At 41.8% G+C, this 15,322-nt stretch carries 28 protein-coding genes; 26 read left to right on the top strand and 2 right to left on the bottom strand.

What is annotated here, in order from left to right; all coding sequences use genetic code 11:
- The first annotated feature begins 79 nt into the window (after window positions 1-79).
- The 26 genes from N7386_RS22455 to N7386_RS22330 all read left to right on the top strand — a co-directional run bounded on the left by N7386_RS22455 (window position 80) and on the right by N7386_RS22330 (window position 10,366).
- A complete protein-coding gene (locus N7386_RS22455) occupies window positions 80-1,228 on the top strand; it encodes a DGQHR domain-containing protein (protein WP_279771311.1) in 1,149 nt (382 codons plus the stop codon).
- Complete coding sequence (locus N7386_RS22450; RefSeq protein ID WP_279771309.1) at window positions 1,225-1,527, top strand: hypothetical protein; 303 nt, start codon at window positions 1,225-1,227, stop codon at window positions 1,525-1,527. Before N7386_RS22455 ends, N7386_RS22450 begins: the two co-directional genes overlap by 4 nt.
- 108 nt (window positions 1,528-1,635) lie before the next feature.
- Window positions 1,636-1,938, top strand: coding sequence for a hypothetical protein (locus tag N7386_RS22445; protein WP_011711673.1), 303 nt, complete (start codon window positions 1,636-1,638; stop codon window positions 1,936-1,938).
- A 157-nt stretch (window positions 1,939-2,095) separates the two neighbouring features.
- Entirely contained in the window at window positions 2,096-2,737 is a 642-nt protein-coding gene (locus N7386_RS22440) for a site-specific integrase (protein ID WP_279771306.1), read from the top strand.
- Between the two features lie 84 nt (window positions 2,738-2,821).
- Complete coding sequence (locus N7386_RS22435; protein WP_115407250.1) at window positions 2,822-3,076, top strand: type II toxin-antitoxin system HicA family toxin; 255 nt, start codon at window positions 2,822-2,824, stop codon at window positions 3,074-3,076.
- Complete coding sequence (locus N7386_RS22430) at window positions 3,073-3,414, top strand: type II toxin-antitoxin system HicB family antitoxin (protein ID WP_279771305.1); 342 nt, start codon at window positions 3,073-3,075, stop codon at window positions 3,412-3,414. The genes N7386_RS22435 and N7386_RS22430 overlap by 4 nt, the downstream gene beginning before the upstream one ends.
- A 328-nt stretch (window positions 3,415-3,742) precedes the next feature.
- Entirely contained in the window at window positions 3,743-3,985 is a 243-nt protein-coding gene (locus tag N7386_RS22425; RefSeq protein WP_279771303.1) for a hypothetical protein, read from the top strand.
- 37 nt (window positions 3,986-4,022) lie between these two features.
- Entirely contained in the window at window positions 4,023-4,187 is a 165-nt protein-coding gene (locus N7386_RS22420) for a hypothetical protein (protein WP_176400019.1), read from the top strand.
- A 25-nt stretch (window positions 4,188-4,212) separates the two neighbouring features.
- Entirely contained in the window at window positions 4,213-4,401 is a 189-nt protein-coding gene (locus N7386_RS22415) for a hypothetical protein (RefSeq protein WP_088212943.1), read from the top strand.
- Window positions 4,402-4,423: 22 nt separating this feature from the next.
- Complete coding sequence (locus N7386_RS22410; protein ID WP_088212942.1) at window positions 4,424-4,624, top strand: hypothetical protein; 201 nt, start codon at window positions 4,424-4,426, stop codon at window positions 4,622-4,624.
- 205 nt (window positions 4,625-4,829) lie between these two features.
- Window positions 4,830-5,120: a hypothetical protein gene (locus N7386_RS22405; protein ID WP_014611686.1), complete on the top strand. Its 291-nt coding sequence runs from the start codon at window positions 4,830-4,832 to the stop codon at window positions 5,118-5,120.
- 10 nt (window positions 5,121-5,130) lie between these two features.
- Window positions 5,131-5,463: a hypothetical protein gene (locus N7386_RS22400; protein ID WP_014611687.1), complete on the top strand. Its 333-nt coding sequence runs from the start codon at window positions 5,131-5,133 to the stop codon at window positions 5,461-5,463.
- A gap of 23 nt (window positions 5,464-5,486) precedes the next feature.
- Window positions 5,487-5,687, top strand: a complete 201-nt coding sequence (locus N7386_RS22395) for a hypothetical protein (protein WP_279771298.1) — start codon at window positions 5,487-5,489, stop codon at window positions 5,685-5,687.
- Between the two features lie 60 nt (window positions 5,688-5,747).
- Window positions 5,748-6,098: a hypothetical protein gene (locus N7386_RS22390; RefSeq protein ID WP_195742682.1), complete on the top strand. Its 351-nt coding sequence runs from the start codon at window positions 5,748-5,750 to the stop codon at window positions 6,096-6,098.
- A gap of 65 nt (window positions 6,099-6,163) precedes the next feature.
- Window positions 6,164-6,436 carry a hypothetical protein gene (locus tag N7386_RS22385; protein WP_014611562.1) on the top strand — a complete coding sequence of 91 codons (273 nt, stop codon included), beginning with the start codon at window positions 6,164-6,166 and terminating at the stop codon, window positions 6,434-6,436.
- A 24-nt stretch (window positions 6,437-6,460) separates the two neighbouring features.
- Window positions 6,461-6,670 carry a hypothetical protein gene (locus N7386_RS22380; RefSeq protein ID WP_279771293.1) on the top strand — a complete coding sequence of 70 codons (210 nt, stop codon included), beginning with the start codon at window positions 6,461-6,463 and terminating at the stop codon, window positions 6,668-6,670.
- Window positions 6,671-6,680: 10 nt separating this feature from the next.
- The gene (locus tag N7386_RS22375) at window positions 6,681-6,896 is read left to right on the top strand and encodes a hypothetical protein (protein ID WP_279771290.1); all 216 of its coding nucleotides are present in this window, start codon (window positions 6,681-6,683) and stop codon (window positions 6,894-6,896) included.
- A gap of 14 nt (window positions 6,897-6,910) precedes the next feature.
- Window positions 6,911-7,087 carry a hypothetical protein gene (locus N7386_RS22370; RefSeq protein ID WP_279771288.1) on the top strand — a complete coding sequence of 59 codons (177 nt, stop codon included), beginning with the start codon at window positions 6,911-6,913 and terminating at the stop codon, window positions 7,085-7,087.
- Window positions 7,088-7,515: 428 nt separating this feature from the next.
- Window positions 7,516-7,665: a hypothetical protein gene (locus N7386_RS22365; protein ID WP_279771286.1), complete on the top strand. Its 150-nt coding sequence runs from the start codon at window positions 7,516-7,518 to the stop codon at window positions 7,663-7,665.
- A gap of 13 nt (window positions 7,666-7,678) precedes the next feature.
- A complete protein-coding gene (locus N7386_RS22360) occupies window positions 7,679-7,909 on the top strand; it encodes a hypothetical protein (protein ID WP_279771285.1) in 231 nt (76 codons plus the stop codon).
- Window positions 7,910-8,031: 122 nt separating this feature from the next.
- Window positions 8,032-8,586 carry a hypothetical protein gene (locus tag N7386_RS22355; RefSeq protein ID WP_279771283.1) on the top strand — a complete coding sequence of 185 codons (555 nt, stop codon included), beginning with the start codon at window positions 8,032-8,034 and terminating at the stop codon, window positions 8,584-8,586.
- A gap of 18 nt (window positions 8,587-8,604) precedes the next feature.
- Window positions 8,605-8,844 (top strand): hypothetical protein, encoded by a 240-nt coding sequence (locus N7386_RS22350; RefSeq protein ID WP_279771281.1) that lies wholly within the window; start codon window positions 8,605-8,607, stop codon window positions 8,842-8,844.
- Window positions 8,845-8,897: 53 nt separating this feature from the next.
- Window positions 8,898-9,341 (top strand): hypothetical protein, encoded by a 444-nt coding sequence (locus N7386_RS22345; RefSeq protein ID WP_279771280.1) that lies wholly within the window; start codon window positions 8,898-8,900, stop codon window positions 9,339-9,341.
- A 112-nt stretch (window positions 9,342-9,453) separates the two neighbouring features.
- Complete coding sequence (locus N7386_RS22340) at window positions 9,454-9,792, top strand: hypothetical protein (protein WP_279771278.1); 339 nt, start codon at window positions 9,454-9,456, stop codon at window positions 9,790-9,792.
- A 35-nt stretch (window positions 9,793-9,827) separates the two neighbouring features.
- Entirely contained in the window at window positions 9,828-10,082 is a 255-nt protein-coding gene (locus tag N7386_RS22335; protein ID WP_279771276.1) for a hypothetical protein, read from the top strand.
- Window positions 10,083-10,153: 71 nt separating this feature from the next.
- Window positions 10,154-10,366 (top strand): hypothetical protein, encoded by a 213-nt coding sequence (locus tag N7386_RS22330; RefSeq protein WP_279771274.1) that lies wholly within the window; start codon window positions 10,154-10,156, stop codon window positions 10,364-10,366.
- A gap of 94 nt (window positions 10,367-10,460) precedes the next feature.
- Here the strand turns inward: N7386_RS22330 and N7386_RS22325 are convergent, their stop codons facing one another.
- Both N7386_RS22325 and N7386_RS22320 read right to left on the bottom strand, forming a co-directional pair.
- Window positions 10,461-12,878: an Ig-like domain-containing protein gene (locus N7386_RS22325; protein WP_279771272.1), complete on the bottom strand. Its 2,418-nt coding sequence runs from the start codon at window positions 12,876-12,878 to the stop codon at window positions 10,461-10,463.
- 9 nt (window positions 12,879-12,887) lie between these two features.
- Window positions 12,888-15,272 (bottom strand): Ig-like domain-containing protein, encoded by a 2,385-nt coding sequence (locus N7386_RS22320; RefSeq protein ID WP_279771270.1) that lies wholly within the window; start codon window positions 15,270-15,272, stop codon window positions 12,888-12,890.
- Window positions 15,273-15,322: the final 50 nt, after the last annotated feature.

Raw genomic sequence — 15,322 nt, 5'->3', positions numbered from 1 at the left:
AACCCATTCAATCAGCAAAATTTGCCAGATCTCGGGTTCGTGAAATCATGTCTCTATCAATTTCGATGGAGCTAAACCGATGGCCACAACAGAACATCAATCAACACTTTTGCCACTGACACTTTTCAAGGCTAAAGAAGGCCTAAGCAATAAAGCCGGAGTCACGATATACGAAGGCGTGATTACTTTCGAAGAGCTCGCCAAGCACTTTCCCGTAGAGGCCAACAGTGACGTTTTAAGCGAGCAACTGAAACGCCAGCGGGATGTGGACTCAGGTCGTGTTAACGCCCTAAAGCGGTACTGGCAGGAAACCGACGCGGCAGTATTCCCGAATATGACTTTCTTCTGTAATGAGTTGACCGTCTTAGAAGAAATGAAGATAGGTAATCGGTCCGTGGTCACTGCTGAACTTCCTGCAAAAGCTGACAGATTTATTGCTGACGGCCAAGGCCGAACCACTTTTATTAAATGGCTGTTAGCCCAATACAAAGATCATTTTAATGATTTCACCGTCAGCTTTAAGCTCATTCATATCGCTGACGAATCTCTTACCACTCCGTTTGCGACAAAGCTAATACGCCAATTATTCAGTGATTACCATGTATCACTAAAAAAACCAAATAAATCAATTAGTCACCACTTTAATAGCCGCACACCGTTTGCTGCGTTATGTCATGAATTGCTTGAAATGGAAATTAGCCAAGGCAAACGACTCAAAGACCGAATAGGGCTGCACGGTAAAATCAATTGTGGAACAATGTGGAAATTCGACCAATTCAAAGCGATGGTTCTGAAGTTCATAGGAGTCTCTGCTTCTACAGCTGACAAATCATTAGCTGACGCAGAGCACTTTGAAGTCACGCTAGGAATTTGCCGGGATTTTCTGAAGGAAGCAATCTCCAAATTCCCAGTAAACATGCTCGATGGCCAAGACTACAAATCTCAGCATGAGGCCGCCATGTTTACGAAAGTAGTGTTCACCAATGGCTTAGGTCTACTTGGTAGATCAATATTTGATGCAATTGTGGTGAACGGCACGGGGGATGACTCTTTCAGTGTGTTCCAAAATCTGAATCTACCCATTGCAGATAAAGCGGATAAATTCTGGATAAAGCACAGCGTAGTCACTCACGAAGACCACAAGATAGTTCGTGGTAGCGATAAACGAATTGGCGCTCTACTGTGTCAACACCTGAAGGTATTTCCTACGTTGGAGCTAATGGCATGATCGTCGACCTGAAAGATTATCGCTGTCCAAATGCGCAACTGGCACTAACAAGAGTGCTTGAAGCATTTGAAATCTGCAGCACCAACGAACTAACAATCATCACAATTGAGCCCTCTCTAGAGCGAGCACTGGTCCATAGGATTGAACACATGAGCTATTCGATGTTGATAACCCAGGCAACATCGCGAGATATCACAGATGAGATTGTGACCGCTTGGGGTGTGGATGTTGACGAAGATGATATTTCAGATGTTGATCAACAACATACACTTGTTGTTACTAAGCAAAGAACGGTTTAGATGTATTTTAGGGTATAAATTTTTTCAATTGGTTGCTAATCAATAATCAGCGCGGTATATATCCTTAATACGGCATTGTGTTTCTTTTATTTTTAGTCGAGGTATGGGATGGGTATTGGTTCGGATTTGATGGTCGAGTTCGGCGAGGAAGAGCACGAAGATAACATTAGACATGAGATTGCATACAGAGCTGCCGTCTATGTCTTGTTTAATGGCTCTGACAGATTAGCAGCTATTCAAGCTGCGACTGGGCATGTTCTAGCACAGCATGAAGCTATTGCTAATCAAGAATATGCAGAGGATGAAGATGTAATTACTTTTTATGATCCTCGCCTTAATGATAGCCCTGTGCCTTTTCAATATCAGGCGCAGATCTCAGCTATTCAAGCAGAATTGATTAATTTAATTTAAGTTGCCTCAAAGTAGTTAATTATCATAATAAGCGCCCTTCGGGGCGTTTTTTGTTTTCCGTGAAAGCCTTAGCTTTGCTGGCCGCGCCGCTTTAAAAGCGTGAATAATCCCGTTAGTGTTGTCTGTATTACTCAATGAATAACGAGAAATACAGACAATGGCACTACCACAACTAATTGAAAAGCCGCAGCGTGATTGGCTGTTTAAAGTCACTAAGTTGAACAGCAAACAGCCTGAACGAGATCAATGCTTGCTGGCGTTCTTCTTCGGTTCGGCATGTACCACGCTCGAAATCAACCGCATTCAACTTAAAGACGTACTGGCTAAGTCAGGCAAGCTAACCAAGTCATACACCGTCAGAGGTGCAGAACGCGAGTTTTATCTGTCTAGTCCTAAGCTTTGTGAGTTTCTAAATCAATATCTGGCATTCCGAGTTAAAAACAGAATTGGCCTAGGTGATAACCCTGATCAGTATCGAGGGCTTGATCCTGATAATGCGTTGTTTTATTCATACCAAAACAAACCATTCTCCATCGTCCGAAAACAAACACCAGCGGGGAGCGATAGCTATTCGTGTGATGCGCTAAACCGCCATATAAAGACGTTACTCAAGAATGCGGGGATTGAGTCGCCAAGTGTGTTATCTGGTCGTAGAACGTTTGCGGTAGAGCTTCACAGACAAGGTTATGATGTTGCTCACATACATTACATGCTAGGCAATCGCACACTCGAAACCACGCAGAAGCTGTTAACAACTGACCCCGTATCTATGGGCGCGATTGCCGCCAATGCCTTTTAATTGGTGGTACTAAAAAATAGTATCAAATTCGCTTGAAATGATACTAAAAGGTGGTACTATAAATTTAACGGATTATGAGGCTTTATGAACAAGAAACATTTAAGAACATTAGCGGCCATTTTTGCTAGACCCGTAAGCGGCTCTATCAAGTGGTCTGATATTGAAGCGTTGTTTATTGCTCTAGGGGCAGACATAGAAGAACGTGAGGGGTCTCGAATTGGTGTGGTGCTGTTTGGTGAAGTTCAGGTATATCACCGCCCACACCCACAGAAAGAAACCGACAAGGGCGCAGTGGTAAGCGTCAAGAAATGGCTAGAAAGAAACGGGGTAAAAGCATGAAAAATCTAATGATGATTAACGGGGTAAAAGCCGTTATTGATTATGACGCTGAGGCTGAAACATTCCGTGGTGAGTTCGTTGGCTTAAACGGCGGCGCGGATTTCTACGGTGAAAGCATTGCTCAATTAGAAACTGAGGGCGCGAAGTCATTAAGCGTTTTCTTAGAGATGTGTAAGGAACGAGGCATCGAGCCTTATAAGAACTTCTCTGGCAAATTCAACGTGCGGATCTCGCCAGAGGTTCACGCTCGACTGAATGAAATCGCGCTATCGCAAAGCATTAGTTTAAATGCCGCGGTAGAAAACGCGGTCAATGATTACATTCAACACTCAGCGTAGAGCGGAAATTCCACAAAATGTCAGGTGAGAAGCATAAAGTTTTTAAAGTTGAAGATGCAGAAGGTGCTGTTCACATTAAGACTACAAGGGGTGAATTTGACCCATTTGAGACATTTTGCGGAGAGCTTGAAAATTTTGATAATCCGATGAAAAGAACAAGTAAGTCTGTAACGTGTGTCGTGTGTAAAACAACATACGACATACTCAAGAATGGCATTATCTTAGAGCGAAATTGACTCGGTAAAATTAACGGAAACTCGATTACGGCCACAAACACTATATGTAGTAGCCGTTTTGGATCCAAATTACACAACATATAGGGGCTGATATGGAAGCTGCACAGCAAGACCAAGCTTTAGATACGCTAGTTAGTTTTGCCGATCATGTCATTGTGTCTAGTGATAGTTGCTATCGCGAACTGCCAGTTATCGTTGTTCTCAAAGACGGTCAAGTGACTAAGTTAGCGTGTGAGCTGTGGCATAAATACGATGATGCAGTTCAGTATGTTAAAACTGTGCGTGGAGAGACGCCTGAGCTAGATCCATCATGGGTTGCCAACAACATTAATTAATCACGGAATCTAGGCACACTAGGCTCAGGAGTAAATTATGCGCACATTCACTGATATAAGCTCAAGAACTAACTGGCGCGTTATCGAAGCTGACGGCCATGCAGAAAGCGTAACGCGAAACGGCGCAGCACATTACCTGCGTGTCGGGCGTAAGCTAGGACGCAAGTGGCAGCGAACTAACAACGGTTGGACTCTACTGTAGACGGCGGAAAATAGAGGTTATCAGGATGGCTAGACGACTAAGTTACGATATGACTGTACGCAAAGACGGTGACATTTGGACTATTTGGGGTTTAGGTGTTGAACGTGACGGTAAAGTTTTCTGCCACCTCGCATCTCAGACCAGATTTAGAAAGCAAAGAAACGGTGAAGTCCCAATCCAACAGAATGATTGGGTTAAAGGCACTAAAGATTAATCAACTTGAACGGAAACTTTGTATGGCTAATCCTGAGTGGGTATCTGATTGCTTTGGTATCGTCCCGCACTTCCGTGGTCGCTGGGTCGTTGTATACGGCGATAATGATTTGTGGGCTTATAACGGCATTTATCGCAACCGTAGGCGTGCCAAAAAAGAGATCACCCATTACATCAACAAAGGCTTGTTCAGAATGCGCCGCGGCGCACAGGCCAAAAAATAACGGAAAGTCTATATGAGTCAAAATTTGGCTGTCGTGCTAATTATCGTCATTGTCTTGGTTAGTGCTTGCATAGGCGGTTGGATTCTATTTATTAGTGATAGTGAGTATAAGTATTGGCATTTTTGTTTGTTCGCGGGATTGTCACTGATTGCTATCAAATGTCTACCGATTAAGAAGCACACTAAAAGTTAACGGAAACTAATTTATGTCACGCCCATTACTTGATGACGCTGTATTAAAGTTGATTGACGCAAAACTCGTGCTTAATGGACACGTTACCAGCCAAGATATTTACCGTCATTTGGGGCTAGGTCGTCAAAAAGTGAGTAAAGTCTTTCAAGACTATTTGGCCGCGAATCCAGACTCAATGATCTACGTGCCAGCTAAGAAAAAATACATCGCCACCGATTCTTTTAAGCCCTGTTTCATTGGTGATGTCAAAGCTGGTGAATTTGTAGATGCTTTGATCACTGTGTTTGGAACATTTAATAAATAACGGACAATTTATGCACAACAATATATTAGTTCCAGATTACAGTTTGCCTCCATCAGGTTATAAACCTTTGTATTTATACGATGAAATGGATTTGATTAACTACCTTGTATCCCAGCAAATCAGTCCAGAATTTCGCTCTGATGTAATTGATCAGCTGATTCAAAAAAAGGGCATTTTGACTCGACACTATGTTTTTTTTCTGCAAGAACAAACCAGACAATCAATATGTCCAACTGCTCCTTACGGTTATTTCGATGACCAATATAATTATATTCCATATGTATGCACTTTTAGTGTGGGTACACCGCAAACATATGACAGAGAACCGGAATGGACTTGGTAAAGGAAAATTATAGGATCTTAAATATGAAAAAACCTACTTTAAAAGGCTATTTGCATTCTGCGGAAGTCATGGTGATTTTTGTGAAACATCGGTGTTTTGGGTTCGCTGTACTAATGATAATTGTGGCGCTGAAACAACTAATGGTGAGGAAGGAACGATGGAAGAAGCGGCCAAGATCTGGAACCACAGGGCAAATGATTGAGCGGAAAGTCGTTGGGATCTAATTGGAATGTAACTGCGAGGAAAATAAAATCATGGTCGTACCGTTATGGGAGGCACAGAGAATGCTTCATAATGAAGGCGAACAAGCAATTAGATTCGCTGTCCACAAATACAATCCTTACAATAATGGGCGTAAAACCACGCTCGTAGAGGCGGTTCGATGCCTTGCTTTTCAGTCGCGTTTTGCTGGTACGCATTCATTTGTCGATAGCGAAACCAAAGAGCCGATGCACTTACAAATTGAAATAGCATCAAAAACAGATGTTCCAATGCTTGGCTTGTTTCTGTCAGTTTACTTCTCGGACGGAAAAGAAAAGTACCTGTCTCAATTTATTGTAAGCGAATCAGAGTCGCACTACTTCTTCCTAGATTTTAGCTTGGCAGCAGCTAAAGCCAAATCCATAGAAGTATAAAGTATGTCGGGTGATGTTGATTGCGGTTCGTTGAATGGACGCTTATTAACAATGGATAGAGAGCAATGATAGAACTCAGTGCTGAACAGCGGCAGCTAGCAAAAATAATCCATGAGTATGTATGCCCGTTTCCCCTAACAGAGCTTGGTGATGCTCAGGTACTGCAAAGCTGCTATGACTATATGGATGCCTTTAAAATGATTATTGACAGTTCCTCGGACGTTCAGATGCGCTCCATCTGCCAGCAATATTCAGGTTTTTTGAGATTTGCAAAATTGATGGAGCAACTGGCTCAGGGTATTGAGAATGGTGTAATTGAAGTACCCAAAGATCACTAATCAATCAGAGAGCGGAAAATCGGCATGGAACTCAAAGACTGGACGCCGCCAATCTGCCCTAAGTGTGGCGCCGATGAAATGGCTCATAAGCTGTTTAGTCACGTTCCCAGTACAAGGGCATTTCGTGAGAAAAATGGCTGGTATTGTGAAAAGTGTAAAGCGGGGCCATTTAAACTAGGAAATGTCACAGAATCGGACGCTGCACAGTTCTCTTTGAAAATTTTAAACAAATAACGGAAAGTATATGGCTAAAACACACTTGAAAATCATTGGTGTAGATCGTAGGAGCCAAGGGCAAAGCCAGTTTGAGCATGACCATCAAACCGCTTGTGGATTCGTTCGTGTGCAAGTGACCAGCAACATGGATCAAGTTGATTGCCTGTTTTGTCTACGCTCAAAAGAAATGTTGCACTACCACCAAATCAATAATTCATTAACTGACAGTCAAGGCTGTTACTAATAGCGGAAAATCTTATGAAAATTTCAGATAATGCAGAAAACACCATCGAACTTAGACCTAATGTATTTGAAAGTATGTCTGAGCGTAATATTGATCATAATGGTAAAAATGCGGTTTTTTTTCATAGTCTTGGCCGCGCAATTCAAGGTGAGAAAGTTGATAACGAATTTCTTAAGGCTAACCAGAATTAACATAGCGGAAAATCGTTATGTCAAAGCTCGCGCCCCGAAGAAAATCAGGGAGATTAAGGTTCGCAATTGTGCCAACTGCGCTTATAGGGGTGTAAATGATAGCGGCATGTATTGCCGCCGCGATCCAGACATTTCCCCTTGGGGCGATGAAATCGAAATGCACTACACAGTTTGCGATGGATTTAAACCAGTATCAAATTTTTAAAGGAATTTCTAATGCTAGAGAAATTATTCTACGCAAAATACTCAATACTTTTAACTGTACTGTCGCTACTGGCTGGCTACTTTTTAGTTAAGTTTCGCTCAGTGTTTGACGCTCTTACGTTTCCAATTCAACTTTGTTTAATTGTAGCAGCATTGGCGTTAGGTCTTCTATTCGTCGCCTTGGACATTAAAACTACTAGAACCAATTTTAAACGGAATTAAAAATGGCACCGATCATGAGTTTACCCAAAAGCACCAATGCTGAGTTGATGAAACATAGATGCCAGCACCAAGTGGATCTTTTGACGGAGGGATTTAGCAAACCTCTTTTGGCGATGAATGCAGGAGCTAATTCCTACGAAGAAAATTTTTGACGGAAACTCAATCATGAAAACTTTATTTTTAGCTCACGATAAAAACGAAACATCGGTGCTTGGCTGGTCTTTTGAGTCAGAAGAAGATGCTTACGATTGCGCTGAATCAAACGGATATACAGCAAATTCGATTAGTGAGATTGAGTGCGTTGACTCGTTAACGGAATCGGATTTCGATTCATGCGCTTATTTGAGTGAGTATGAGTGCGTTGCGGAAAATGCGCTAGAAGAATCTGAAGACTAATCACTGACGGGCGGCCACAGCCGCCCACCTACACGGAAAATATAAATAAACCATATCTTGTGAAATAATTTTAATTAACTTATTGAAAAGAAAGTAAAATAGAGTCATTAAGGAAGGGGTTTATGATTATTCGTCCTGCAAAACAAAGAACTAAATGTTTCTATTGTGAGGAAATTGGCACTTTTGCTGTTAGTCAAAAATCAGCATTTGACCCAACTCATGTGTGTCAGAAACACCACGATAGCATCCTATACCCAGCGAGGATTATTTACACTTCACGCGCTCATCGGAAAGACAATAAACCTATCTCCAATGTTAGATTTATAATGTTTTTCAGGCAGGTTGCTGTAATGACCGAAGGTGGATTAAAGGAACTTGGTTACTCTGGCAGAAGTCGATCCCATTGCACTATCGTACCAGACGAAAGAAGTGCTGTGGGTTTTCTTTTAGAAAATCCACCGATAAATGCAGATGGTAAATTGTTTCAAATCGCCAAAGGTAGAGAGGGCAAGAAGTTGTACGAAGCATGTAGTAATCCCCGTATTCTAAAAATATCAAACTCTTTGCAGAGTCCGAGCATAAGAACTATCTCTGCCGAGGGTGCATTTCAAAAGCTAACAAAATCAAAAAAGCAGAACATCCGATGGTTGGGCGGTAACACCATAGCAATATTTTAGCCTTTTGGTAGGCGCTTTTTGAAACAGCCGCATGTGTCGGTACGGAATGAAGGGGAAAAATTTGTGACTATATTTATGCTTTGCATCATCAGTATCCTGCTCATATGTATAATGCGTCTTTTAATGGTCATCAAAAGTCAAAATTACATAAAGATGCAAATGACCGTGGAAGAAAATGGCTGGTCAGAAGATAAGGCCAAAGAAATAGTCGAAATAGCTTTAGGTGGAAGCAAGTTTAGTTCAAGAGGGAAAACTTAACCGGTAGCTCAACTAAATCAAATTGAACCAACGGAAATTAGGGGCGAGGCCAATTGAAACTAAAAACGTACTACGTTTACCCAAATAAGGTTATTAACACTATGACGGGTGTTAGCCCTTCCTCACTCGGGTGGACGTTCCAGCCACCGAAGGGGGCTGTATTAATCAAGAAACTTTTGAGGGGCAAAACCCTGTCCGAGCTTTATGCTGCAATGGAAAGCCACGGTATTACTATTGACGAGCGCTGTGATGAATCAGAGTTCGTAAACCCGTGCCCGAGTAAGTTGTCAATCACCGCTGATGCCGTTAGTGTTCGAATCAACATAGTAGATGAACACGGTGTTAAGAGTATGCCTGTGCTAAGATTTGAGTTTACCGCTGATGGTATTCCCTCATTCACTGGTGCAGTAAAAAATGCACTAAAGGTCTTGGACGTTGAGCAGATGAACAATCGCTTAAACCAGCTAGTTAAATACCTAGGTGACCGACAGAATTAAAAGCCGATAGAATCAAAGTAAGAGAGCGGAAAATCTATGTTAAATGACAGAAATAATGTGACGGTCACACAACATCCAGTCACACAAAATTACGAAGAATTTAAGACTCTGTGTGGAAAAAACGCTGCTTATAAGGACTGGTTCAACAAGCAAAGACCAACTGATCAGCTTCCGCGTGGACGTTTTTTTAAGGGGAAAATGGCTGGTAGGCCACGATTTGTTTTTGATGAAGCAGCGCAGTTTTCAAGCAGAAATTAGAACAACGGAATCTCTTATGAAAATTTCAGATAATGCAGAAAACACCATCGAACTTAGACCTAATGTATTTGAAAGTATGTCTGAGAGTAATATTGCTCATAATGGTAAAAATGCGGGTTTTTTCCATAGTCTTGGCCGCGCAATTCAAGGTGAGAAAGTTGATAACGAATTTCTTAAGGCTAACCAGAATTAACATAGCGGAAAATACGATTAGATAGGTAACAGAACATGGCTATACCGTTTGTAGTGCTCCATGGCAAGTTAGATAGAGCCACTAGGGTACGATTGGCTGTATTAAGTGGTACCGCGTTTAACGACTCTGCTCGATTAATAACTATTGAGGATGTGCAGAATCAGTGGGAGTTTTTAAGTAATGCAGGCCTCTGTGTTAGTCAAATTGTTGAGTTAGCCAATGGTGATGGCTCTAACATCAGCGATGCTCAGTTTGAGAGAATCATGCGCTCGTTAAATAGTTATTTATAGCGTTAACCTTAAACGTGGATCGCCTCTCTATTAACGGTTAACTAAATATTAGATAATAAAGGTGAAAATTGATGCAACCAGGTATGTTATCTCTACTGTTAGGCGGTATTCTCATTGTACCGATTTGCTACTTTGGTTTAGGTATGATTGGGGTTGGGAGTGATCTATTGACCATGCTGTCCGGAGACACACTTTCTAAAGTAATTATTGGAGCTTTATCAGCAGTTTGTGCAGTGTTATTGACGAATGGGTACTTGACTCTTCGTGACGGCATTATTGCCTAAATGAATGAACCTTCCGTCTCAGATGTGAGCTGATCCTGTGATTAGTTCTGAAAAACCTCCATCCATGGAGGTTTTTTATCACTGACTAATCTTATTAGATACTGCTCTTCACTTCTAATATTTCAAATAAAAACTGCGCCTTTCCTTTTTGACCACTCACAGCGGGATACACCGAAAATTTAACCACTCCCGATGTGGCAACAGGGTTTAGCGTTACCGTTTGACCTGGCTTTACTACTTGACCAAGTACTTGAACACTTATTTCAGCATCAGTGCGTAACGTAAATAAAGCAGCTTGAGGTCCCGAAGCGAGCTGACTTTCTACTGTTCTCAGATCATTAATGACTACTTCACTGACAGGTTTGTCGGCAGAGCTAGCTAAATCCTTAGATACTGCAAGAGTGGTTAATGAGCCAACATTTACTATGTTAGGCGGCTGGTAAGTAAAACTCTTGCTACTAACGCCTTGGTTTCCAAATACGTCGGTTGCCCTCACTGTTAACGTATAAATCTCTCCGGATGAAAGTGACGGGAACAACCTAGGATATTGCAATGTATACTCGTTATTACCTTTGCTTACAGTGGCCAAGTATACTGTGTCATTAGCGGAACCACCGGCGATAATAACACTGTCGATGGTGTAGCTTGATTCATCGACAATGCTAACGACAAGGTCTTCTAGCCCGACAATATCATTAAACACTGAACTTCCAGAGTTGGTAATAGTGATTGTTGGTGCTGCGTTTTCTACTTTGAATGATTGAAGCGGAGTAACAGTTGTCGGTCCGTGGTTCTCTTTCATCTCTAATTCAAGAGCATGGTTTCCGGTAGGCAAAGAATTTAAGTTAAAGTCGTATTCCCAATTTCCACCATTACGAATTGTTCTACTAGGGTTTAAGTATTGTGCTCCATATTTAATTCGAGCGGATTTCATGACTAACCGCTCAAACCAGCTACCGGCACCTGGCAAAAAAACAAAAGCAGTAAGGGTGTTAGTTGACGAGTCAACTTTAAAACTCGTCAGTTGAGGGTATTGAGCATCATTGTAGGTTGACTCTCCGTAGCTGTAGTTCGCGTATAACGTACCCATAGGTAGGCCCACTGACACAACAGAAATGGCATCGTGCAAATAACCATAGCCCCCTTTTGTCATCTCATATGTTAAACCCGTTAGGCTACAAATCGACTCGCCAGCTGGGATGTCACATGATTGTCCACGAAAACTTGCTCGTTGTACGTAATCCCGCGGCTGTACCTGAAGCTCAAAATTCGTCATCGTAGCCGGTAAAATCACATTTTGATGCATGATCCCAGCCGTAAGGGACAATCTAACATCGTTTAAAAGAAATGTAGCTGAAGTTAGCACTGGGGTTTTTGTGGCTGATTCAGATAATTTCAAATCATACAGAATAGTTCCAGCAATCCATCGACCAAAATCTACCCACTTAATTTGGTTTGCGTTGTAATAACCAAAAGGCGCTGTAATATCAAAATACCCATATTCACTATCAACTGTCACATTTGTAGAGCCCACTGAGTTCGCAAATGCCAGTCCCCCTTTCACTCCAGCGTCTCGAACGTTATCAACTGGTACTCGATACAGCAATCTTACTGGGTTCGTCTTTACTGTCATGCCTGGTTTATAGACAACAAAACCTATAAAGGCCCCAGATACACTATCTTCTGCACTTGCATCCGGGTCGAAGACTGCATAAGGAGCTGATGGAGCACCACTATAGTTGTCGTAATAGAAGGTTTTGACTGGAGAACGAGTAATGTTACCTGCTGCATCATATAGCTGCGCCTGCATTGAATATGGCTCTGTAGCGTTGTTCGACGGCAATCGACTTGATAAATCAGTTTGTGCATTTATCACTGCTTTAAATGCAGCTTGGTCTATGATCATGGGTCTAGTTAGTACGACAGAATCTGAATTTAGTTTTTTAACAATGATGTTACCTGAAACAGCGCCCTTTACATCTGTTACCCAAATCTTTGCGTCTTCTCCCGAGTTTTGAGTATTTAGCCACCAAATCTCACTAGAACCAGTTTCCGCGCCATAACTACCCGTTCCATTTCCATACCAGTCTCCGACGTTCGGCCCCTCTGTATCAACTACAATCTCTTTAGTGTATTCGTCAATTGTTTTACCAGCACTGTTGATCGTTTCGATATGAAGGCTATAGATACCATCCGCTAATTTTGGTATGGATATTGATTTGCCGTAAAAATCGCGCCCAGAAAAGTTTATCCGGTCGGAAACACGGACAAAATCTGTAGTATTGCTAAACACAGTGACTCCACTGGTGTTAATAACTGACAACGTAAGTTTGTTATCTAGCCCTCCAGACAGGTAAACCATCGAATCTGCTTGTGGATTAATGACCGACGCCTCTGAGTATTTGGCCGATAGATTTGTGTCTGTAAACGAAAAGCCTTCAACCGCTGCGTTTGCCGTTCCAGAGCAGACAACACACCCCAGAATTAGATGAATTAGTTTATTAATTTGCATTTTCATCCCTTAATTATTTGAAGTGATCTGCGGAATATCAATCATGAAACTCGCTTGCCCAATCACTCCAGGGGAAGCGCTATAAACTGGAATTTCTACTTCTCCCGAAATATCGGGGGTAATCGTAACTTGCTGAGTTTCCCCCGGTTGAAGTACGTTACCAAGTATGCTGACGTTGATTTTGGCGTCACTGCGTAACGTGATAAATGCCGTTTGAGCACCGGCTGCGAGTTGCCCTTCTGCCGTTCTGAGCACGCCAGTTTTAATTGATGTAATCGGTTTGTTTTGAGTGTTCTGCAGCTGTTTATTAACAGCCAAAGTCGTCATTTGTCCTACTTGCAAAAGGTTGGCAGGTAAGTACATAAAGCTCGATGTTAGGGTAGATGAATTGCCAACGACGTCTGTTGCGGTAATTTTAATAGTGTAGGTTTCGTTCGCTTCAAGGCTTGGAAACAATCGAGGATAGTTAAGATCATATAATCCATTGCCAAGAGAGTTTGTTGAAACGTAAACACTATCTGAAGCAGCACCGCCAGCAAGCACAACTGATGTGATAGAAGCATCACTATCATCCGTCATACTTATCCGTAAATTTTCTAAACCGTTGATAGTGCTTCCGCTTGAAATCAGCGCGCCGGTGGGAGATTGAAGCTGTAATGTAGGAGGTAATGTGTCGTTAAGATAATTAGATAGAACCAACTGGGTGACTCGGTTTCCATAGCTGTCTTCGGCATAAAATGAGATATTCTGGCGACCATTAGGCAATTTATTTAATTTGAATGTCACACGATGCTTACCCGTCCCTGTTTCAACCCAACTGTCCTGAGATAACTCTGCTCCTAAACTAGATTGCAGCCTAAAAACATTGGTTTTCCACATTGAAAACCGCCAATCACTGGCAGTGTTAGTATCAAAAACATTAACAATTACGCTATCATTTGAAGTTTCTATTGATTCTATAGTTGGTGGAATGAAATCCCAATATGTATACCAATATGAGAATTGGGAGCTGAATCGGTTATCTGAAACACCATTTACACTGGAGTACACCCAATATGTATAAGGCGTATATCCATATCCTGAAGAGAAAACCTTATCTATAGGGAACTCACAATTGGTACTGCCAGAGGGGATCACACACGACCCTACCCCGCTCAAAACTGCCAATTGTTCGTAAGGCATTGACTCGCTATTCAAGCGAATTTTTACAACTTTTCGGTACTGCCCAGACGTAATTGTTGGCCCACCAAAATTACCAGAATCGTCGAACCACTCAACAGTCTTTGGTTGCTGAACCGGCGTTCTTTCTACTCCATCAGCAAGAGTGACTTTTACACCACTTAAATAAGTGTAAACATAATAACCACTTGGTGTTACTGCGGCCCAATATGTAGAACCGGAGTGCGGATAAGAAATTGTTTTTTCATCATAAATGTAATCACCTTCACGATATCCATAACTAGACCAGCCCCAGTCGGTATTAAATTCTTTGGTTTGGCTATACAATCTTTTATAACGAACTTTAAACGGATTTTTATGAACAACCATGCCTGCGGTGTATGGTATCCATGTCTTAGATTCTTCATCATAAACATCACTAATGGTCGGATTTGAGTATAAGGGAAAATCGATGAATGACTTAGTAGTGATATCAGTGTAATTTCCAGCATCATCAAACACTCTAAAACCTGCTTGATACCAAGTACGACCTTCAGTAAATAGTGATTGTGGTATATCTGATATATAAGCAGAGAATGATGCAGTATCGTACTGAGCTGGCCTTGAGCCAATAACGTTTCCAGTAGTTATTGACTTAACAATATAATCAGCTCTTTTTAAACCAGAACCACTATCCGTCAATTCCGCTAGTTTTAAAGATCCGAAATTACCAGGATAGTAAGTTTGAACGGAACCTCCGGTTGCGTTCATTGCATATGAGATGTTAGATGAACTCCCGGAAGGGGCAGTAGTATCAATGACAACAGGTACAGACCAACCGCCGACTCTAGTTCCATCTGCAGATAGCAAATCAGCTTGCAATATAAAACTCCCATCCGTAGATGGCGCCTTAATCGAAATGCTTTTCCCGTAGAAATCTTTCCCCGAAAACGTTAATCGATCTGAAACGCTAACAATTCCAGTTGTAACTTCGTTAAGCTTGACCCCACTAGAAAGCCAATATAGTTTTAGCTTTCGGTCAAGACCAGCAGACACATACACATTCATTGACTGTGCAAGAACAGGGTTGATGGCCATAGCCGAAGCAGCAGTCAAAGTCGTCTGTTCTTGCATGACAGACGTAAAGGTCATACCTTCAATTTCCGCAAATGCAAAATGTGGCAAGGCTAATAACGCAGCCGCTAAAAGTTTGTAGCGATGCTGACTGAAATTCATAAGTGGCTCCTTCATCAAGAGCGATCATTTTAACACAGATAATTAAGTTT

This window comes from Shewanella sp. GD04112 (genome assembly GCF_029835735.1).
Lineage (GTDB): Bacteria > Pseudomonadota > Gammaproteobacteria > Enterobacterales > Shewanellaceae > Shewanella.
This window is presented reverse-complemented; position numbering and strand designations above follow the sequence as displayed.